Annotated in this window: 18 protein-coding genes; 12 read left to right on the forward strand and 6 right to left on the reverse strand. The window is 59.9% G+C overall.

The genetic code is table 11. The features are described from left to right. The first annotated feature begins 33 nt into the window (after positions 1-33). From VWZ81_RS08440 to VWZ81_RS08470, 7 genes are all read left to right on the forward strand, one after another. Positions 34-843 carry an N-formylglutamate amidohydrolase gene (locus VWZ81_RS08440; RefSeq protein WP_340547381.1) on the forward strand — a complete coding sequence of 270 codons (810 nt, stop codon included), beginning with the start codon at positions 34-36 and terminating at the stop codon, positions 841-843. Next, on the forward strand, positions 836-1,432 hold the full coding sequence (locus VWZ81_RS08445; protein ID WP_340547382.1) for a TRAP transporter small permease subunit: 597 nt from the start codon (positions 836-838) through the stop codon (positions 1,430-1,432). The genes VWZ81_RS08440 and VWZ81_RS08445 overlap by 8 nt, the downstream gene beginning before the upstream one ends. Next, positions 1,432-2,934 (forward strand): TRAP transporter large permease, encoded by a 1,503-nt coding sequence (locus tag VWZ81_RS08450; protein ID WP_416542943.1) that lies wholly within the window; start codon positions 1,432-1,434, stop codon positions 2,932-2,934. The genes VWZ81_RS08445 and VWZ81_RS08450 overlap by 1 nt, the downstream gene beginning before the upstream one ends. A gap of 51 nt (positions 2,935-2,985) precedes the next feature. After that, complete coding sequence (locus tag VWZ81_RS08455) at positions 2,986-4,020, forward strand: TRAP transporter substrate-binding protein (protein WP_340547384.1); 1,035 nt, start codon at positions 2,986-2,988, stop codon at positions 4,018-4,020. Positions 4,021-4,135: 115 nt separating this feature from the next. Then, complete coding sequence (locus VWZ81_RS08460; RefSeq protein WP_340547385.1) at positions 4,136-5,488, forward strand: glutamine synthetase family protein; 1,353 nt, start codon at positions 4,136-4,138, stop codon at positions 5,486-5,488. Positions 5,489-5,568: 80 nt separating this feature from the next. After that, positions 5,569-6,951 (forward strand): aldehyde dehydrogenase family protein, encoded by a 1,383-nt coding sequence (locus VWZ81_RS08465; protein ID WP_416542944.1) that lies wholly within the window; start codon positions 5,569-5,571, stop codon positions 6,949-6,951. Between the two features lie 93 nt (positions 6,952-7,044). After that, positions 7,045-8,190, forward strand: coding sequence for an iron-containing alcohol dehydrogenase (locus VWZ81_RS08470; RefSeq protein WP_416542945.1), 1,146 nt, complete (start codon positions 7,045-7,047; stop codon positions 8,188-8,190). Positions 8,191-8,321: 131 nt separating this feature from the next. Here the strand turns inward: VWZ81_RS08470 and VWZ81_RS08475 are convergent, their stop codons facing one another. Then, positions 8,322-8,942: an HD domain-containing protein gene (locus VWZ81_RS08475; protein ID WP_416536638.1), complete on the reverse strand. Its 621-nt coding sequence runs from the start codon at positions 8,940-8,942 to the stop codon at positions 8,322-8,324. After that, the gene (locus VWZ81_RS08480) at positions 8,939-10,084 is read right to left on the reverse strand and encodes a TauD/TfdA family dioxygenase (protein ID WP_416539984.1); all 1,146 of its coding nucleotides are present in this window, start codon (positions 10,082-10,084) and stop codon (positions 8,939-8,941) included. The genes VWZ81_RS08475 and VWZ81_RS08480 overlap by 4 nt, the downstream gene beginning before the upstream one ends. Before the next feature lie 112 nt (positions 10,085-10,196). Here VWZ81_RS08480 and VWZ81_RS08485 point away from each other — a divergent pair, with 112 nt between their 5' ends. From VWZ81_RS08485 to VWZ81_RS08495, 3 genes are all read left to right on the forward strand, one after another. Beyond that, on the forward strand, positions 10,197-11,051 hold the full coding sequence (locus VWZ81_RS08485; protein WP_416542946.1) for a LysR family transcriptional regulator: 855 nt from the start codon (positions 10,197-10,199) through the stop codon (positions 11,049-11,051). Between the two features lie 122 nt (positions 11,052-11,173). Next, the gene (locus tag VWZ81_RS08490; RefSeq protein ID WP_416542947.1) at positions 11,174-11,545 is read left to right on the forward strand and encodes a hypothetical protein; all 372 of its coding nucleotides are present in this window, start codon (positions 11,174-11,176) and stop codon (positions 11,543-11,545) included. Between the two features lie 329 nt (positions 11,546-11,874). After that, positions 11,875-12,567, forward strand: a complete 693-nt coding sequence (locus VWZ81_RS08495) for a response regulator (RefSeq protein WP_416536634.1) — start codon at positions 11,875-11,877, stop codon at positions 12,565-12,567. 20 nt (positions 12,568-12,587) lie between these two features. On the opposite strand, the gene VWZ81_RS08500 is transcribed toward VWZ81_RS08495, so the two are convergent. The 3 genes from VWZ81_RS08500 to VWZ81_RS08510 all read right to left on the reverse strand — a co-directional run bounded on the left by VWZ81_RS08500 (position 12,588) and on the right by VWZ81_RS08510 (position 14,705). Beyond that, positions 12,588-13,085 (reverse strand): sensor histidine kinase, encoded by a 498-nt coding sequence (locus VWZ81_RS08500; protein WP_416542948.1) that lies wholly within the window; start codon positions 13,083-13,085, stop codon positions 12,588-12,590. 62 nt (positions 13,086-13,147) lie between these two features. Then, on the reverse strand, positions 13,148-13,315 hold the full coding sequence (locus tag VWZ81_RS08505) for a hypothetical protein (RefSeq protein WP_416542949.1): 168 nt from the start codon (positions 13,313-13,315) through the stop codon (positions 13,148-13,150). Beyond that, the gene (locus VWZ81_RS08510; protein ID WP_416542950.1) at positions 13,305-14,705 is read right to left on the reverse strand and encodes a sugar ABC transporter substrate-binding protein; all 1,401 of its coding nucleotides are present in this window, start codon (positions 14,703-14,705) and stop codon (positions 13,305-13,307) included. The genes VWZ81_RS08505 and VWZ81_RS08510 overlap by 11 nt, the downstream gene beginning before the upstream one ends. Before the next feature lie 110 nt (positions 14,706-14,815). Here VWZ81_RS08510 and VWZ81_RS08515 point away from each other — a divergent pair, with 110 nt between their 5' ends. Both VWZ81_RS08515 and VWZ81_RS08520 read left to right on the forward strand, forming a co-directional pair. Continuing rightward, positions 14,816-16,687: a sensor histidine kinase gene (locus VWZ81_RS08515; RefSeq protein WP_416542951.1), complete on the forward strand. Its 1,872-nt coding sequence runs from the start codon at positions 14,816-14,818 to the stop codon at positions 16,685-16,687. Further along, complete coding sequence (locus VWZ81_RS08520; RefSeq protein ID WP_416536630.1) at positions 16,684-17,121, forward strand: response regulator; 438 nt, start codon at positions 16,684-16,686, stop codon at positions 17,119-17,121. Before VWZ81_RS08515 ends, VWZ81_RS08520 begins: the two co-directional genes overlap by 4 nt. A gap of 1,043 nt (positions 17,122-18,164) precedes the next feature. Here the strand turns inward: VWZ81_RS08520 and VWZ81_RS08525 are convergent. Beyond that, complete coding sequence (locus tag VWZ81_RS08525; protein WP_416542952.1) at positions 18,165-19,142, reverse strand: nitrate- and nitrite sensing domain-containing protein; 978 nt, start codon at positions 19,140-19,142, stop codon at positions 18,165-18,167. Position 19,143 lies beyond the last annotated feature (1 nt).

Here is a 19,143-nt window from a genome sequence, read left to right on the forward strand (position 1 = left end):
TGAAAACATTTTTCCAAAATCAGGGAGTGCCCAATGTCACTGAGCGATTCCAACGCTCCATCTGCCGCCGCACCGGAACTGCCCAACGAGGCAGTAGAGATCTGGAATGCAGCGGGCACCGGCGATGTGCTGGTGCTGTGCGAACATGCCAGCAACCACATTCCGGCGCGGTATGAGGGGCTTGGCCTGTCGGAGGATGACCGCGCCAGCCATGCCGCCTGGGATCCCGGCGCATTGGCGGTGGCCAAGGGTCTATCGGTGGCTCTGGACGCGCCGCTGGTCGCAAGCCGGGTGTCGCGGCTGGTCTATGACTGCAACCGCCCGCCCGAAGCTGCCAGTGCCATGCCCGCGAAATCGGAACTGATCGAAGTCCCCGGCAACCGTGATCTGGATGCGGCGGCGCGGGCCGAACGGGTCGACAGCGTCTACACCCCCTTCTGCGCGGCCGTGGCGCAGGTGATCGCTGATCGCAGGGCCGCAGGCCGCGAGACGATGCTGGTGACGGTCCATAGCTTTACCCCGATCTTTTACGGCACCCCGCGCAGCGTCGAAATCGGCATCCTGCACGATGCGGACAGCCGCTTGGCCGATGCGATGCTGGAGGCCGCCCCGGCCCTGCCCGACCGCCAGATCGAGCGCAACGCGCCTTATGGCCCGCAGGACGGTGTCACACATTCGCTGGTGCTGCATGGTCAGAACAATGGTTTGGCCAATGTGATGATCGAAGTGCGTAACGATCTGTTGCAGACCCCGGAACAGGAAGCCGCCATGACAGACGAATTGCTGTGTCTGCTGCGCCCGGCCCTGAGCGCGCTGACCAGTAAGGAGGCAGCCAATGCCTAGTGCCATCAAGAGCTATGTACGCGCCATCGACGCGATGAACCGCGTGATTGGCCGTTTCGCCATGTATCTGATCTTTGTGCTGGTTGGGGTGCTTCTCTGGTCCTCGGTCTCAAAGACCTTTTTCAACCCGTCACTCTGGACGCTGGAGACCGCGCAGTTTGTCATGGTCGCCTACTATATTCTGGGTGGTCCCTACTCGATCCAGATGGGCAGCAATGTACGGATGGATCTGTTCTATGGCGCATGGTCGCTCAAGACCAAGGCCATGGTCGATGCTGTCACCGTGCTGTTCCTGATGTTCTACCTGGGGATCCTGTTTTATGGCGCCGTCAGCTCCACCGCCTATTCGCTGGGGTATTTCGGGCTTGAGCCGTTTCAGTTCTTCGGAGAGCTGCTGACAATCCTTGTGAGCGAAGGCGTCGATGCCGCCAGCGCCAAACTCGGCTATCTGGAACGCAGTTCCACCGCGTGGCGCCCCTTCATGTGGCCGATCAAAACCATCCTCTGTTTCGGCGTCTTTCTGATGCTGCTGCAATGCCTTGCTGAATTGTTCCGTGATCTCGGACGCCTTCGCGGAGACGACTTCTAATGTCCTATGAACTCATCGCCATTATGATGTTTGCCGGCATGATGCTGATGCTGATGACCGGTCAGCGTGTGTTTGGCGCAATCGGTTTCGTCGGCGCTGTGGCCGGTCTGCTGCTCTGGGGCACTGGCGGCAGTGAAATCCCCTTCTCCGCGGCCATGAAGCTGATGAAATGGTATCCTCTGCTCACGCTGCCAATGTTCATCTTCATGGGGTACGTGCTGTCGGAATCGAAGATCGCAGATGATCTCTACCGGATGTTTCACGTGTGGATGGGACCGGTCAAAGGCGGGCTGGCGATTGGTACCATTGGTCTGATGGTCCTGATCTCGGCGATGAACGGTCTGTCAGTGGCTGGTATGGCCATCGGCGCCACCATCGCCCTGCCCGAGCTTTTGCGCCGTGGCTATGACAAGACGCTGGTCACCGGCACCATTCAGGCCGGATCCTCCCTCGGCATTCTGGTGCCGCCCTCCGTCGTGCTGGTGCTCTATGCGATGATCGCGCGCCAGCCGGTTGGTCAGCTCTGGCTCGCCGGTGTTGTTCCGGGTCTGCTGATGGCGGCCATGTTCATCATCTACATCTATCTGCGCGCCCGGATGCAGCCCGAACTCGGCCCCGCCATGAGCCCCGAGGATCTCGCCGAATATGAGCGCATCAGCGATCATCCGCTGCGCCTGAACTACATCGTTCTGGCCCTTCTGGTGCTGGTGCCGCTGGTGGTCAAGATGGGCATCATCGAGGCAAAACCCGCAATGGGCGTGGCTCTTGCCGGTGCCGTTCTGGCCTTTGTCACCAGAGGCATTCCGATCTTCTATCATGATGTCTTCATGAAGGAAAAATACCGCCTGCTGTTCTCCGGCGTGCTGCCCTTGGCGATCTTTGCCGCGATGATGGTGCCCTTTGTGAATGGCTGGACCTCGCTGGTGGAAAGCTCCGCCATTGGTGCGATGACCGCCTTTGTCGCGGCCATTCTCAAAGGTCGGATGAACAAGGAGGTGTTTGAAACTTCGGTGCGCTCCACCCTGGGGATTTCCTGCATGTTCATGTGGATCATCCTCGCCGCGCTTGGCTTTGGCGCAATTTTTGATGGTCTGGGCGCGGTGAAGGCGATCGAGGATCTGTTCACCACGCAGCTGGGTCTCAGCCCGTGGATGATCCTGATCCTGATGCAGCTGAGCTTTATCGTGATGGGCACGTTCCTTGATGACACCGCGATGCTGGTGATCGTGGCGCCGCTTTATGTGCCGCTTGTGGGGGCGCTGGGGTTCGATCTGATCTGGTACGGTGTGCTTTATACCATCACCACCCAGATCGCCTATATGACGCCGCCCTTTGGCTACAACCTGTTCCTGATGCGGGCGATGGCGCCACCGGAAATCGGGCTGAAAGACATCTACGTCTCAATCATCCCCTTTGCCGCTGTCATGGTGGTCGCACTCGCCCTGGTGATGATGTTCCCGCAGATTGCCCTGTGGCTGCCGGACTATGTTTACGGAAAATAACCCTCAGAAGAGCTCCGCAAGGGGGCCGGACATTCAACATGGAGAAGAGACATGACGACAAGACGTAAGTTTATACAGACCGCCGGTGTCGGCGCCCTGGCCGCACCGCTGGCCACACCTGCGCTGGCCCAGTCGAAAATCACCTGGCGTATGCAGACCTATGCCGGTGCGGCACTGGCCGAGCATGTGGTGAAACCCGCCATCGACATGTTCAACAAGATCGCAGGCGACCGCATGCAGATCGAGCTCTACTATGCCGACCAGCTGGTCCCCACCGGCGAGCTGTTCCGCGCCATGCAGCGCGGCACGATCGACGCGGTGCAGTCGGATGACGACTCGATGGCCTCGCCCACCGAAGTCACTGTCTTTGGCGGCTATTTCCCCTTCGCCTCGCGCTACTCGCTCGATGTGCCTGTGCTGTTCAACCAATATGGTCTGAACGAGATCTGGGACGAGGAATACTCCAAGGTCGGCGTCAAGCATATCTCGGCAGGCGCCTGGGACCCCTGCCATTTCGCCACCAAGGATCCGATCAACTCGCTGGCCGACCTCAATGGGAAACGCGTCTTCACCTTCCCGACCGCCGGCCGTTTCCTGAGCCAGTTCGGCGTGGTGCCGGTCACCCTGCCGTGGGAAGACATCGAAGTTGCCATGCAGACTGGCGAGCTGGACGGCATCGCCTGGTCCGGCATCACCGAGGATTACACCGTCGGCTGGGCGGATGTGACCAACTACTTCCTGACCAACAACATCTCCGGCGCCTGGGCTGGCTCCTTCTTTGCCAACCAGGGCCGCTGGAACGAGCTGCCCGAGGATCTGCAGACCCTGTTCCGTGTCTGCTGTGATCAGTCGCATTATTATCGCCAGTGGTGGTACTGGGGTGGCGAAGCCTCCTTGCGCGTGAACGGCGACAAGATGAAACTGACCACGATTCCGGACAACGAATGGCAGCAGGTCGAAGACGCCGCCGTCAAATTCTGGGACGAAATCGCCGCCGAAAGCCCGACCAAAGCGCGCGTTGTCGAGATCATCAAGAAGTACAACGCCGACATGCAGAAGGCCGGCCGCCCCTATCGCTACGGCTAAGGCTGCCACAGAAAACCGAATTTGGCCCGCGTGCGGTGGGCCAAATTCCTTCCCAAGGAATTTGCTCAACTTTTCTAGTCAGAAAGTTGTGGCCTCAGAACACAAAGGGCTGCTCATGCTCTCCTTCGATACGCTCAAAGACCAGGTTGCCGACGGCACCGTTGATACAGTTCTTGTGTGCCTTGTGGACATGCAGGGTCGGCTGATGGGCAAACGCTTTCACGCCAAGCATTTTGTGAACGGCGCCTGGGAAGAGACCCATTGCTGCAACTATCTCCTCGCCACCGATCTGGCGATGGCGACGCCGGAAGGCTATGCCTCGACCAGCTGGGAAAACGGCTATGGCGATTATGTCATGAAGCCGGATCTGGCCACGCTGCGCCCGGTGCCCTGGCTGGCTGGCACGGTGATGGTGCTCTGTGATGTGCTGGATCACCACAGCCATGAGGAAGTCCCCCATTCTCCCCGCGCCATCCTGAAACGTCAGGTGAACCGTCTCAAAGAGATGGGTTTTGACGCGATGTGCGCCACCGAGCTGGAATTCTTCCTGTTCGAGAAGAGCTTTGACGAAATCCGCAAATCCGGTTTCCGCGATCTGCAGCCGATCTCGGGCTACAATGAGGACTACAGCATCCTGCAGACCTCGCGTGAGGAACATATCCTGCGCCCGATCCGCAACCACCTGTGGGATGCAGGGCTGCCGATCGAGAATTCCAAGGGCGAGGCCGAGACCGGTCAGGAAGAGCTGAACATCAAATATGCCGCCGCGATGGATACGGCTGAATATCACACCATTGCCAAACATGCGGTGAAAGAGATCGCCCAGCAGCAGGGCCATGCCGTTACCTTCCTGCCGAAATGGCATCACGAGAAGGTCGGCTCCTCCTCCCATGTCCACCAGTCGCTGTGGCAGGACGGCAAACCTGCCTTCTATGACGAGAGCGACGCGCTGGGCATGTCATCGCTGATGAAGGCCTACATGGCGGGTCTGCTGAAATACGCGCCGGATTACACCGCCTTCATGGCGCCCTATATCAACAGCTACAAACGCTTCATGAAGGGCACCTTTGCCCCGACCCGTATCATCTGGTCGGTGGACAACCGCACCGCAGGCTATCGCCTCTGCGGTGTCGGCAGCAAGGCAATCCGCGTGGAATGCCGGATACCCGGCTCGGACATGAACCCCTATCTCGCGATCGCCGGCATGCTGGCGGCGGGTATTGCAGGCATCGAGGAAGGGCTTGAGCTGCAGGCCCCCACCAAGGGCGATGTCTATCAGGGCGACACCGGCATGATCCCCGGCACGCTGCGTGAGGCGGCGGCGGCACTCAAAAGCTCGGCCATGTTGCGGGCCACCATGGGCGATGCGGTGGTTGACCACTATGTCCGTGCGGCGGAAGTTGAGATCGAGGATTTCGAGCGGATCGTGACCGACTACGAGATTGCCCGCGGGTTTGAGCGCGTCTGAGACGCGCAGCCTTCGGCGAGAGTATTTTTAGAAAGATGACGATGGGGGCGTGGCCCCCGTCAAACCACATGAGGAAGACCATGGGCCAGACCCTGAAATGTATCTCACCGATCGACGGATCAGTCTATGCCGAGCGCGAGACGCTGTCACCAGAGGCCGCAGCAGAGCGTGCCAAGGCAGCACGTGTGGCCCAGGCGGCCTGGGCCGCCCGCCCCCTGCAGGAGCGGATTGACCTGGTGATGGCCGGCGTCGCCGCCGTGGGGGCCATGAATGACGAGATCGTGCCGGAGCTGGCCCACATGATGGGGCGCCCGGTGCGCTATGGCGGCGAGTTTGGCGGCTTCAACGAACGTGCCAGCCACATGGCCGCGATTGCAGCAGAGTCGCTTGCGGATATCGAGGTTGGCGAGGACGCCACCTTCAAACGCTACATCAAGCGCGTGCCCCATGGGGTTGTGTTGGTGGTCGCGCCCTGGAACTACCCCTATATGACCGCAATCAACACCGTGGCGCCTGCGCTGATTGCGGGCAATACCGTGGTGCTGAAACATGCCACCCAGACGCTTCTGGTGGGCGAGCGCATGGCGCAGGCCTTCCAGTCGGCGGGCGTTCCGGCAGATGTGTTCCAGAATGTATTCCTCGACCATGACACCACATCCTCGCTAATTGCCTCAAAGGCCTTTGACTTCGTGAACTTCACAGGCTCCGTCGGTGGCGGCCAGGCGATGGAGCGCGCAGCGGCCGGCACCTTTACCGGCGTCGGCACCGAGCTGGGCGGCAAGGATCCGGGTTATGTGATGGAAGACGCCGATCTTGATGCGGCGGTGGACACGCTGATTGACGGCGCCATGTTCAACGCAGGCCAGTGCTGCTGCGGCATCGAGCGGATCTATGTCCATGAGAGCCTTTACGACGCCTTTGTCGAGAAGGCAGTGGCCATCGTGAAAGGCTACAAGCTGGGCAATCCGCTGGAGGCAGAAACCACCATTGGCCCGATGGCCAATGTGCGCTTTGCACAGGAGGTGCGCGACCAGATCGCCGAGGCGGTAGCGGCGGGTGCTGTCGCCCATATCGCGCCCTTCGCCGAGGATGACGGCGGTGCCTATCTCACACCGCAGATCCTGACAAATGTGACACATGACATGCGGGTGATGCGCGACGAGAGCTTTGGCCCTGTCGTGGGCATCATGAAAGTCACCTCTGACGAAGAGGCGATTGCGCTGATGAATGACAGCGAATTTGGCCTCACCGCGTCGCTATGGACCCGTGATGTCGAGCGCGCCGCGCGTGTTGGCGATCAGATCGAAACCGGCACCGTGTTTATGAACCGCGCCGATTATCTGGATCCAGGCCTGTGCTGGACCGGCTGCAAGAACACCGGCCGCGGTGGGGGGCTGTCGATCATCGGCTTCCATAACCTCACCCGCCCGAAATCCTATCACCTGAAAAAAGTCACGGGCTGAGCCCCGTCATCTTTCCAAAAATACTCCGGGGGGCTTGCCGCAGGGCAAGCGGGGGCAGCGCCCCCTCCCCGGCTTCATCACAGGAACACACCTATGACTCTTGTTGGAAACTGGTCTTACCCGACCGCAATCAAATTCGGCGCAGGCCGGATCAAGGAACTGGCGGACGCCTGCGCTGCTGTCGGCATGAAGAAACCTCTGCTGGTCACCGACAAAGGCCTGGCCGAACTGCCTGTCACCCAAGCCACCCTCGACATCCTGGAGGCCGCGGGCCTTGGCCGGGCGATGTTCTGCGAGGTTGACCCGAACCCGAACGAGAAGAACCTCGAAGCCGGTGTTGCCGCCTACAAGGCGGGCGGCCATGACGGGGTTATCGCTTTTGGCGGCGGCTCTGGCCTCGATCTGGGCAAGATGGTCGCCTTCATGTGCGGCCAGACCCGACCGGTTTGGGATTTTGAAGACATCGGCGACTGGTGGACCCGCGCCGATGCCAATGCAATCGCGCCAATCATCGCCGTGCCGACCACCGCAGGCACCGGCTCCGAGGTCGGCCGCGCCTCTGTGATCACCGACAGTGTGACCCATCAGAAAAAGATCATCTTCCACCCCAAGGTGCTGCCGACCGTGGTGATCTGTGATCCCGAGCTGACCGTGGGCATGCCGAAGTTCATCACCGCAGGCACCGGGCTGGATGCCTTTGCCCATTGCGTCGAGGCGTTCTCCAGCCCGCATTACCACCCAATGTCGCAGGGTATCGCGCTGGAAGGCATGCGCCTGGTAAAGGATTACCTGCCGCGCGCCTATGCCGATGGCACCGACATTGAGGCGCGCGCGCAGATGATGTCGGCTGCGGCCATGGGGGCCACCGCCTTCCAGAAAGGCCTCGGCGCGATCCACGCCATGAGCCATCCGATCGGCGCAGTGTTCAACACCCACCACGGCACCACCAATGCGGTCTGCATGCCTGCGGTTCTGGCCTTCAACGCGCCGGAAATTCGCGAGCGGTTCAACACCGCAGCTGCCTATCTGGGCATCGACTGCGGCTTTGACGGTTTCTGCGCCTATGTGCAGGAACTGAACGACAGTCTCGGTATCCCACGTGGCCTCGCGGACCTCGGCGTCACCGAAGACGCCATCCCCGAGCTGGTCCGAGGCGCCCTGATCGACCCCTCCTGCGGCGGCAACCCTGTCGTTCTGGATGAAGCCAATCTTACGCAGCTGTTCAAGGACGCGATGTGATCTCCGGTTGAGGGCCACAGAATACTGAGCCCGGACCGAGCTGTCTGACGTCTGGCTCAGGTGTCGTGATTGCGGCCCCTCTCTGGCTTGAGAGGGGCCGCATTTCTATTCGCAATGATCCGGGTCTGTCCCTATTTCGCCGCGCCGCAGTGTCGATCGACCATGCGCTGCACCATCGGGGCAAAGTGCCAGAAATCGGGCGTCTTCATCCCCTCACGCTTACCCGCTTCGTCCAGATAGCGCACCGCGATGATCTCCTTGAGGTTCGGATTGGCCTCGAACTCCACCACTTCCTGCGCGGTCATCGGTCCCCCCTGCAGCTCCAGCGTATGGACCGAGGCAGGCGAAAGGCGTTTAAAATACTCGGGCTTGGTCGCACAGAGATAGCGTTTCGCAGCAACGTGGTAGCGACAGCAATCGGTGATCACGCTGGGAAAGAAGCGCTCCAGCACCTCGGCCCCGGCGTCCTCATGGTGGCGGTCTTCGGTATCATCGGGGTGATAGGTGCCAAACTCCGATGTGAAATGACCGATATCATGCAGGAGGGCGCCGACGATGATTTCCTCCGGCTGGCCATTCTCTTCGGCGATTGTGGCACCCTGCAGCATATGCTCTCCCATGGTCACCGGCTCGCCCAGATATTCCTCACCGCCGCGGCGATCGAAGATGGAGCCGAGGAACGCAACGATTGTGTCGCGGTCGAGTGTCTCAGGCGGGCGATGCGGCGCTGGCTGCGGTTTGCGGCTGGTCATTCCGCCGCCTCCCCCAGGGCCTGACGCCGCCGGGCCTCATAGGCAGAGCGTAGCCCGTCCTTGTCGGCATAGCAGCCCTGTAACCACCGCGTTCCTTCGCCGGAATAGCCCTTGCGCGCATGAAGGACACGGGTGTTGTCGACCACAAATGCCTCACCGGGGTTCAGGCGAAAGGTCACCTCCATTGCCGTGTCGTCGATAATCTCGCCGAACCGGCGATAGGCCGCATAATAGAGCGCCATTTTGTCGAAGGGGACATCCTGAACCGCCGCAAGGGAGCGATTGTTGAAACGCACAGCAATCAGCTCGCCATCCGGCGCCAGCTCGATCATCGGACGGCGCGAGGTCAGGCAGACCGCTGCTTCGCCAGCATATTCAAAGCGCGCGCAATGCTCGGCCAGAACGTTGAAATAGGCTTCGTTTTCGGCCTTGAGCCGCAGCGCCGCGGCAAAGCCGTCAACCACCATGTTCTCGCCGCCGGCAGCCGAGCTTTCGAGACAGTAGAGCACCTGGATCGTCGGCACGGGATCGCGATAGGGGTTGTCGGTATGGGCCTGCAAGCCAAGCCCGGTAAAGGCCAGATTGGTCGGATTCACCTCGGTACGGACCTCAAAGTGACGCCCATAGTTGGTCTCCCGGACATGACCAAAAAGATCCACAACCCGGAACAGTGCACCGTCCTCAACCGGACCGTTGACGATTTTGCCAAACCCGTAGCGTGTCACCGCGCCAAGCCAATCGCCCAACGCCGCACCACCGGCTTGCAGCGCGGCAAAATCCCCGGTGGGCACGGCCGCCATCAACCCCGCGTCCCAGGGCTCGACCCCCTCCGCGAGCCAGCCGCGCGCGTCCTGACGCGCCCGGTCATAGGCATGATCCCCAAGCCAGGACAGATCGTAATCCACGGTCTTCTCTTCCGGGACGAACCGCACCCGGAGGTGGCCGCCATCAAGCGTCGCCTCCGCAATTGCCGTGTCGGCCGGAATATCGCGCAGGGCGATCAGACGCTGACCATTGGCCGTCGCGCGGGTCTCGGGATCGCCCGCATTGTCGCGCAGCCAGATCGCGTGGAACCGCAGTTCAGACGTCCCGAGAGACAAGGTGAGATAATCGCCCGCTGGGGCAACGGTAACTGACGGCATGATGTCCTCAAGAAAGGGTCCGCAATGCGGAAGATGACTTTTGCCTGTATGTTGCCACCGGTCCTGGATAACCTCAAATTAGGAATTTCTGCACTTAGGCCAAGGTCAGCTAATGCAAAAACAGCGCTCAACCCTGCCCCCGCTGGAATGGATCCGCGCCTTTGAAGCGGCGGCGCGCTGCGGCAGCTTTACCGCAGCCGCAGACGAAACTGGGATCACCCAATCCGCCATCTCGCAGCGCATCGCCCAGCTGGAGAAACGGCTGGGGGTGGCGCTGTTCCACCGTCACCCTCGTGCCATTTCCCTGACTGTAGAGGGCGAGGCCTGGCTGCCCCATATCCAGTCGGCGCTGGACACGATGCGCGACAGCTCAGAGGCGCTGTTCGGCACCGGGCGGCGCCAGCTGACGATCTCCGCCAGCCAGTCGGTCATTGATCTGTGGCTCACGCCAAGGCTGGCAGCCCTGAGCGAGATTTCGGGTGGTCAGCTTGCGATCCAGACCATGGTGCTGGGCTCCCATGACGCGCCCGAGGATGATGTGCTGCGCATTCGCTACGGCGCCGGGGACTGGCCCCACCCCTATAAGCTGCCGCTCTATTCCGAGGAAATCGCGCCGATGGCGGCGCCCGCTCTGATCAAGGCTGCGCAGGACTGGACCGACTGGCCCCGCATTGCCTGTTCCGGTCCACGCCCGGGCTGGCCCGATTGGGTTGCCCGCCACGGCGGCGGGACAACGCCAGTACCGCATCTGCGTTTTGACACATTCCTGTCGGCACTTGGCGCGGCACAGGCCGGGGCCGGCGTTCTGCTAGGGTCGCTTCCCCTGTGCCGCGTGCCCCTGGCCGAGGGGCGGCTGGTTCGCCTTGATCGGAACCGGCTGAAACACCATGCTACCTATTGGATGATCGCCGGAAAAGACGCGGTAACCCACACGCAATGGAGCGAGCTGACACGCATCATGCAGTGAGCCGCGGCAAACGATTGGACCACGCGAATTGTCGCGATGGCAATCTGTCTTATGGGCCATTCATGGGGGCCGGTGCATAGCTGTATCCATTCATGCAAACCCAATTAGGAGCATTGACGCCCATGAACATGTGGTTACTGGCAGCCGGCGGCCTGATGGTCGCGAACACGCTGTTGCACATCTTCGCCGGCGGTAAGAGCGTTGCACGCCCCCTGCTGAACGCGCGCGAGCTGTCTGCCGAGGTACGATATGTAAACTACTACTGTTGGCACCTGGTGAGCATTAACCTCGCTGCGGTGGCTGCGCTCTTTTTATGGCCTGCGCTGCTGAACGGGCCAGTCGTCGCCGCGATCATCGCCACCGCTCTGGCCGCCTCATATGCCCTCTGGGGGCTGGCCTTGCCGGTTCTGAACGGCCAGCGCTACAAGGATATTCCCCAGGGGTTCCTGTTTGTCCCCGCCACCCTGTCCGGTCTCATCGGCCTGATGATCTGACACCTGTCAGGCACGATAACCACGCAAGTATCGGTATGGGCCGCGAGATGGCGGCCCAACCTGAGACGAGGTCAGACAGTTGGCCAATAGTATTTCATAGATAAAATATCTTCTGTTGATTGCCCGACATCTTGTGGGCATTGAGCCTGTTCCTCATAGGAAACCACCAAAAACACCCTTAACAGCTCATGAATCGGCCGCATTCAGGGCAGGCGCGCGCTCAACTCATAGCTGTCTGGTTAAAGTCTTAACGACACTAGGCGGGCATATTAATCATTTGTTAGCGGCAAAATGACAGTCTCGGACCAGTCTTTGGAAAGGGCGTTATCATGAATGGTACTGAGGTTACGACACAAACCAACCACGCGACACTGCCCTCCGGCAACCTATGTGTCCTGGTGCTGGATGACAGTGAATTTGACAGAACACGGATGCGAAGGCTGATTGCCCAAGCGGACAGATCTGTGAATGTGATCACCTGTTCGGATATCAAGGACTTTGAAAGAGCACTGGACGAGAATATCGTCGACCTCTGCCTGATTGACCATCAGCTGCGCGACGCCTCGGGGCTGGATGCCGTCGCCGTGGTCAAACAGCAACTGGAGACCGCGGAGGTCCCGGTGGTCATGATCTCCGGTCGTGAAGATACAGAAGCGGTTGTCAGTTCGATCCGCGCCGGCTGTGTCGACTACATCGGCAAGGGCAATCTGACGGCTGAAAAACTTCATGGTGTGATCTACAATTCCATCGCTGAAACCTTCTCCAACCCGGCCATGAAAGCCGAGGTGCAGGAAGCAACCCGTAATGTGATCCGTGGCATGGCTGAAGGCTGCATCAGCGAGCTGCAACCCAAACTGCGGCGCATGTACCGTCAGATCTCCTTTATTCGCGGCTGCCACAATCAGGGCCTGACCCCCTCCCCTGAGGCGCTGGATGAGATCGAAACCCATTGCCTGAACATCTGGCGGTTCTTCGACGAGATCGAACACTACAGCAATAGTTTCAACGAAGTTCGCCACTAGGTGGATCACCTCACCGCGGCTCAGCCACGGTGAGGTTGCTTCAGACGCACCCGAATAGTCGCCCCGTGCCGATTGGTCCGGGGCGGCAACGCGTCTACAAGACCGCCATAGCTATCGGCAAGGCGCCGCAGGATCGCCAACCCCATGCCTGCCCCTCCGGTGTCGGCGATCGAGAATTTGCTCATCGGATCAAAAATCCGTTCCAGCTTGCCTGCTGGAATTCCGACACCATCGTCTCGCACCAGCATCTCCCACATGCCGTCGTGGCAGCGGCCAACCACGGCAATGCGCACCGGCTCCGGGTTATGACCGGCCGCATTTCCCAGCAGGATCAGGAACATCGACATCAGGGCATCGGGGTTCATGTCAATCTCAGGCGGATCGAACCGCGCCCGCACCCGCAGGCCATCTGGCAGATTCAGCGCCGCAATCGCACGATCAAGGCAAGCTTGAACCGACACGTTCTCCGTCTCCCGGTATCCGGTCTTGGAATATCGCGACAGCTGGTCAAGCATCATGTTGAGCTTTTCGGCGTGCTGCCGCATCAGATCAAGGGATTGCGCCGGGGCTTCCGGCAGGGTCAGGCCTGCGTCCTCCAGATCCTCCCCAATCCAGTTCGGCAGTTCGGCAGTTCGGCAAGCGCCCTCACCGACCCCCGCAGATCATGCACGATTTTGTAGACCACTTCCATCATCGCCTGATCGCGCGTGGTCTGGCCAGCCGCCTGGTCGGGGGTATCATGTTTCATCGCGGAGCGCCTTTCGAAGTTCGGCAGGATAGGTGTCACGCAGGGCCATCCAGCGGCGCGCCTGCAACGTGGCACCCGCACGATCCGTTGTCGCACGCCAGGACTGGGCCACATTGTTGAGCGCGACCTCCGGCGTGGCGTCACCCGCCAGCGCAAGCTGAAGCCAATAGGACAAGGCGTCGAAATACTCCCCCCGCCGCGCCAGATAGAGATCGGGCATAGACGAGCGCATTGCCTGTTCATGCACCCTCAGGAACTGTGCGCCATAGGCATCGACGATTGCGGGATCCTGATATTGATCGGTCCGGAAAGGGTCAAAAAAACCACCCGTCTGCGCGATCGCCTCGGCGCCGACTTTCTGCGAAACGGCATTCACGCAAAACTGATATGCGAGCTCGGGCTGCCTAGAATTTTTGGCGACGACGTAACTCCACCCCCAGTTGAAATACGACATGGGCACCAACGCCCCATTGATGCGCCCACCGGGCAGCGAGGCGTTGACCAGATTATCGCGCATCGCCGAGTCCGGCGCATAGAGGCTTTTCTGTGTCCCCCCCCAACCGATATTGGCGTAGATGTCACCCTCGCGGTACCGTGCCCAATTGGCAAAGAGGCCCAGGTCGGCCCCAACCAGATGGGCGCTCGAGGCGATCATCTCTTCCAATGCGGCGACGCCCTGGGCACCGGCAATCTGCGGCTCCATCGTGGGTGAAAACGGCCAGGCCCCCTTGGCGTGGAACCGGGCCCACCATTCCCAGGCCACCTTGTCGGCAGCGCGGAACAGGCAGCCGCCATAGCGTCCGGCATCCGGGTCGTGAAAGAACGCCATCTGGCGGTCCAGCTCTTCCCACGTCACCGGTGTTGTCAGATCTGTCCCGGTCTGATCCGCATATTTCTGTCTTAACTCAGGGTTCTCCATAAACCTTTTGTTATAAAACATTAAGAACACGTCACCGTCGGTTTGATACCCCCAGAGCCGGTCATCGAAAACATCACCGCTGGTATACATCATCGCGTCGGTCAGATCCTGCGGCGCATATTGCTGCGCCAGCCCGTCCAGGGGCAGGATCGCCTCCGCCTCGACAAGATCGGGGATTCCAAACGTTGCAGGCAGCGCCACATCGACACCGACGTCATTGAGCATTGCCTCCAGCGTCAACACCGCATTAATCTCTCCCACACCGACAACGACCAATTCCGCCCGGCAGCCACATAACGCTTCGAAACTCTTGGCAACCGGGGCCAGATTCGCCTCTGCCCCATGAGGGGTCAGAATACGCAACAGGTTGGGAGACTGGGGATCAGTTGCAGCACGTCCGGCTGCAGGCAGCAGGCCACCGCCCACCCCCAACGCCAGCGCATGCGTGGTAAAGGCGCGTCTTGTGAACATGGGGATCCTCGCGGTTGGCTATATGTCGTCAAACCTATCGTCGCCCAGTTAACGGCTGGTAAACCTCTCAACCTTATGTTGAGTCTCGCAAACAGCAAAAGGGACCCGCAGTGTCGCTAACCGCACGCCTAAGATCCTGTGTCGTCATCTGCCTCGCGTCGATCTGTGTCGCGATGTATGCGGAGTGGAACGACCTTAGCCGTATTGAGCGCAAGACAGAAAACCTGTCGGACCGCACCATCCCCCTGCTGGACAGGATCGCCGATCTTGGCGACCTGCAACATGGGCTGGAGGTGACATTGGCGAGGATCCGGCTCGTCGACGAACCGGATGGGCTAAAGGCGCTCGGACAGCGGCTCGACACGCTTGCACAGCTCTTTCGCGACAATTTCAGCGATCAGACAGATACAGTCACCAACGGTCCGTCCCCTGCAGATGCCGATGTCTTCCAAAAGGTTGTCAAAGGTCGGCAAGACCTCGTCGCCCAGTATGACCGGCTGGAGGTGCTTATCTCACAGGCGGCCTCCAAGATCCTGGCCCTGGAGAAATCCATCATTGTCGCGCAGATCGAGTTCGGCAATCAACAGCGTGACACCGGGAGTTCGAGCCAGTCGTATTCCTGGGCAATCGACACCGCCAAAACCCTTGGGGAGATCTCTGGCAGCGTTGCATCGCTTGCCATCCTGACCAAGGATTTCTCCATTGATACCGGCGAAAAACACAGCGCGGAAAGTCAGCGCCTCGTCGCCCAGATCAATACTCTTGCCTCCCGCCTTGCCCGGCTCAAAAACATCGATGCGCGTCACGAGATTGCCGGTGTGCTGGTCGACTATCGCAAGATAATGCTTGGCCCGGATGGCGTCGTCGAAGGATTGTCGCAGTTACAGATCAGCGAAGCGCAACAGGATCGTCTTTACAAAGAGGCTGAAGCCGTCCTGAACCGCATTGGCACCTGGAGCAGGTCGAACACGCAGCGTGCGGCGATGGAGTTTCGACAAAGCGCGGCAGAAACCACGCGCATCGTGGAACGCATTCGCTTTGTCGATGTCGCTTTCAACATGTGTATGCTGTTGATTTCTCTGGCGCTCTTGTGGTTCATGATCGAGGTTCGCATGATCTCGCGCATCCATCGCCTGACCCGCCATATCCAGCGCATGTCCCGCGGCGAGCTCGACGACCCGATCAACACCAGCGGCTCGGACGAAATCTCGGAGATCGCAAAGGCTGTCGAGAAATCACGCCTCACCGCCGCTGCGCTGAAGCGCTCGAACGAGGAGCTGGAGAGATTTGCCTATGTGGCCGCACATGACCTGCGTGCGCCATTGCGGGCGATTTCAAATCTGATTGAATGGACCGAAGAAGACTTTGCCGATGAGATGCCGGCTGATGCGCAAAAGAATATCGGATTGATCCGCAATCGCACGGACAGACTATCCAGCCATCTGTCGGCGCTGCTGGATTATGCACGTGCAGGACAGATCGAGGGCGAACACGGCGCATTCAGCCTGACGCATTTTGCAGATGAGCTGCGGCTCTACTTCAATTCCAACCCGGAATTCGAAATCAAGGTCGAGCAGGATTGCGGTCCCTTCGGTGCATATCTGACACCGTTGAAAACCATCCTGATCAATCTTGTCAGCAATGCCAGCAAGCATCACGACAGATCATCGGGCACCATCCGCATCAGCAGCGAACTCTACCCGAACTACGTGGAAATAACCGTTGCCGACGACGGTCCGGGCATCCCGAAACAATACCAGGAGCAGATTTTCGTGCTGTTTCAAACGCTGAAATCCCGTGATGAAGTCGAAGGGTCCGGCCTGGGTCTGGCTCTTGTGCAAAAACTTGCCAGATCACTGGGTGGCAGCGTTTCTGTAGTTTCCAATCCGGAGGTGGCGCGCGGCACCGTGTTCACGGTCCGGATCCCGCTCAACTCCAAATCAAAGAAACCGCTGAATGACACCCAAGGATTGGCCGCATGACCAATAAAGAATCCGTTACATTCCTGATTGTCGATGACGATGAAGTGGCTGTCATGGCCATCAAACGCGCCTTGAAAAAGCTGCGTCTCGTGAACCCGGTAGAGGTCGTGGGCGACGGGCAGGAAGCGCTGGACCTGTTGCGCGGTGTGAACGCTGCCGCGCTGGAGCGCCCCTATATCATCCTGCTTGATCTGAATATGCCGCGCATGGGTGGTCTGGAATTCCTGTCAGAGGTCCGGGAAGACAAGGAACTGGCAAATTCCGTGATCTTTGTTCTGACAACCTCCGATGCGCCTTCCGATATCGCGGTCGCTTATGAGCACAAAATCGCAGGCTATATCGTGAAAGAAAACGCCTATGACGCCGTCAAATCGGCCGTTGAAATGCTGGGCGCCTATGTCGAGATTGTGTCGCTTGAAAACAAGCTGAGATGACGCCGGTCAGCGGATCAATGCTGTTGGCGCCAGCTTGCCGAAAAGGCGGGCCCTTACAGTCTGTACGGTCCATGAACGCAACGGCGGGAGAAGACTGATATTCCCGGCGCCATCGATGGCAGCATTCGTATGGTCGATGCCCCGGCGCGACTGAACGCTAATGGCGTAGCTACTCTGGCGGTGGCGCTGTTTCTTCATGGCGATATCTAGCCCCGATGCCCCCGTGGTGGCCCCCGCCCCTCAAAGCATATGGCAATACCAAGCTGTCGCTGGACCAGATGCACCTGAATGGTCTCCGGGATGCGGGCTCAGTCCATTCGGAGGCCGCGCATTCCAGTCCGAATTCTGACCACGGATCGACAGCTTGCGGCCTGACATCGGTGATCGGGAAGATTTTCCGATCCAGAGACGCTCAAATCTGCGCGACACATCCCATGTTGGAACGCGCGCATTCGAAAGACGCGCAAGATTGGAAAACGGGTCGGGCCCTGTGCTCAAACCTGCAATCGTTCTAGATTGCGACCATACAGATTGGCCGCATGGCAGAGCGGGATCGCCCGCTGCACCCTCAGCCCCAACGCCTGCGTGGTCTTCCGGTCAACTCTGAACCAACCTGCGCGCCGGTCAACAGCGCTGCTCTGCGCGTGCAGCCGGTTGCCCGCCCCACGGTTGTCGCACAAGTCTGCGGACCGCAGCCCCTACATCACTGTCAGCCACTCAACCAATCACTCAACCTATTCCAATGCAATCATTCCGGTGTAACCGACCCGCGCCAGCTGGCGCGGGATATCAGTCTTCGACGGTTTGCCCCAGTTCGCACCAACCATCAGGTCCCGCGCAGCAAGTTCAGCGCAGAACCAGTCTGGTCAGCCCTCTTTTCCAGCAGGATCACCCTCTTAACTGGGGTGACGTGACCCAGCCCAACCCTACATTTGCCTCCCCGCCATGGGCCAGCAAAACCCCGCGTGCGCGCCATGGACGGCGCCAAGGGCATGACCGGCCATCCGGGACGCCCCAGAACCACGCCTGCCCAGACGCGGGCATCATTTCAGCGTCAGCACAACAAACAGCGTCCCCGCAATCCCTGCAAAGATGGTGAGCCAAATGAGCCCCACCAGCTCGGTCGTGCTTTCCGCTTCAAGCTGGTTGGCCAGCGAGATGATTTCAGCGGTGACATTCGTCTCTTCCCTGCGCAGAAAGTCGATCCATTCCGTCGACGCCGCAACCCAGCGCTCGCTGTTGAGAGCCGCCGGCCCGGAGGCCGCTTTTGCTGACCTGATGGTATCACGCAGGTCGCTTAAGGTGAGATATTGGTCCGTCCTTTGCAGCGATGGCAGCCAGCTTCCACTTCCCTTGACGACCGCTGCTTCGGTCAACAGGATGATCTGCGCGCCGCCGAGGGCGGCAAAATGCTCCCGCAGCGCAGAAGAATTTCCCGTTTCGATGACCGCAGCGCCAGTTGCCCGCTCAAGTCCGGCCTTTTCCTTGGCTTCGCCGATCAGGAAACGCGCCTGTCGCAGCGCTTGGTATTCGGTGGAACTGTCCAGCCCGACGCTTTGTCGGGTAAGAGCCATGATGGTGCTGATGAGTTCCGTGTAGGGCCCAGCGACATCCGAAACCATGACCGGCCTATCAAAGCCGAAGCCATCGACATGCTGGCGCAGTTCCGCCAGCCGTTCCACCCCGTGAACAACGCGATCAAAGGCCAGGCTATGATCGTCGGCCATCAGGGTGATGCGCGAAAGTGCCGAGGCGACCACCGCATCAGTCTGGCCGCGCTGACGTATCAACGCATCTGGAAAAACCCGCCCATCTGAGGAGACATATCCGACGGAATACCCGCGCTCGCGCTGCAGCTCATGGATCATATCGCTGATCGCGCTTTCCTCCTGCGCGGTCTGCGCGGCGTATTCCGCAAGGAGGTGGCGAGCGCGCTGCGCCACAAGCGCGCTCGCAGCGAGATACCCTGCCAGCAGGAAAAGCGGCGCAACAACCAGCAATATGGCAAGCCTGAGCGGCATG

The sequence above is a fragment of the Phaeobacter sp. JH20_34 genome, assembly GCF_048056095.1.
Classification (GTDB): domain Bacteria; phylum Pseudomonadota; class Alphaproteobacteria; order Rhodobacterales; family Rhodobacteraceae; genus Phaeobacter; species Phaeobacter bryozoorum.

Coding starts and splice junctions, on each gene's coding strand:
- VWZ81_RS08440 (WP_340547381.1), top strand. CDS start 34: ATGTCACTGAGCGATTCCAACGCTCCATCTGCCGCCGCACCGGAACTG.
- VWZ81_RS08520 (WP_416536630.1), top strand. CDS start 16,684: ATGACCAATAAAGAATCCGTTACATTCCTGATTGTCGATGACGATGAA.
- VWZ81_RS08465 (WP_416542944.1), top strand. CDS start 5,569: ATGGGCCAGACCCTGAAATGTATCTCACCGATCGACGGATCAGTCTAT.
- VWZ81_RS08470 (WP_416542945.1), top strand. CDS start 7,045: ATGACTCTTGTTGGAAACTGGTCTTACCCGACCGCAATCAAATTCGGC.
- VWZ81_RS08525 (WP_416542952.1), bottom strand. CDS start 19,142: ATGCCGCTCAGGCTTGCCATATTGCTGGTTGTTGCGCCGCTTTTCCTG.
- VWZ81_RS08450 (WP_416542943.1), top strand. CDS start 1,432: ATGTCCTATGAACTCATCGCCATTATGATGTTTGCCGGCATGATGCTG.
- VWZ81_RS08460 (WP_340547385.1), top strand. CDS start 4,136: ATGCTCTCCTTCGATACGCTCAAAGACCAGGTTGCCGACGGCACCGTT.
- VWZ81_RS08490 (WP_416542947.1), top strand. CDS start 11,174: ATGAACATGTGGTTACTGGCAGCCGGCGGCCTGATGGTCGCGAACACG.
- VWZ81_RS08445 (WP_340547382.1), top strand. CDS start 836: ATGCCTAGTGCCATCAAGAGCTATGTACGCGCCATCGACGCGATGAAC.
- VWZ81_RS08495 (WP_416536634.1), top strand. CDS start 11,875: ATGAATGGTACTGAGGTTACGACACAAACCAACCACGCGACACTGCCC.
- VWZ81_RS08500 (WP_416542948.1), bottom strand. CDS start 13,085: ATGATGCTTGACCAGCTGTCGCGATATTCCAAGACCGGATACCGGGAG.
- VWZ81_RS08475 (WP_416536638.1), bottom strand. CDS start 8,942: ATGACCAGCCGCAAACCGCAGCCAGCGCCGCATCGCCCGCCTGAGACA.
- VWZ81_RS08510 (WP_416542950.1), bottom strand. CDS start 14,705: ATGTTCACAAGACGCGCCTTTACCACGCATGCGCTGGCGTTGGGGGTG.
- VWZ81_RS08485 (WP_416542946.1), top strand. CDS start 10,197: ATGCAAAAACAGCGCTCAACCCTGCCCCCGCTGGAATGGATCCGCGCC.
- VWZ81_RS08480 (WP_416539984.1), bottom strand. CDS start 10,084: ATGCCGTCAGTTACCGTTGCCCCAGCGGGCGATTATCTCACCTTGTCT.
- VWZ81_RS08505 (WP_416542949.1), bottom strand. CDS start 13,315: ATGAAACATGATACCCCCGACCAGGCGGCTGGCCAGACCACGCGCGAT.
- VWZ81_RS08455 (WP_340547384.1), top strand. CDS start 2,986: ATGACGACAAGACGTAAGTTTATACAGACCGCCGGTGTCGGCGCCCTG.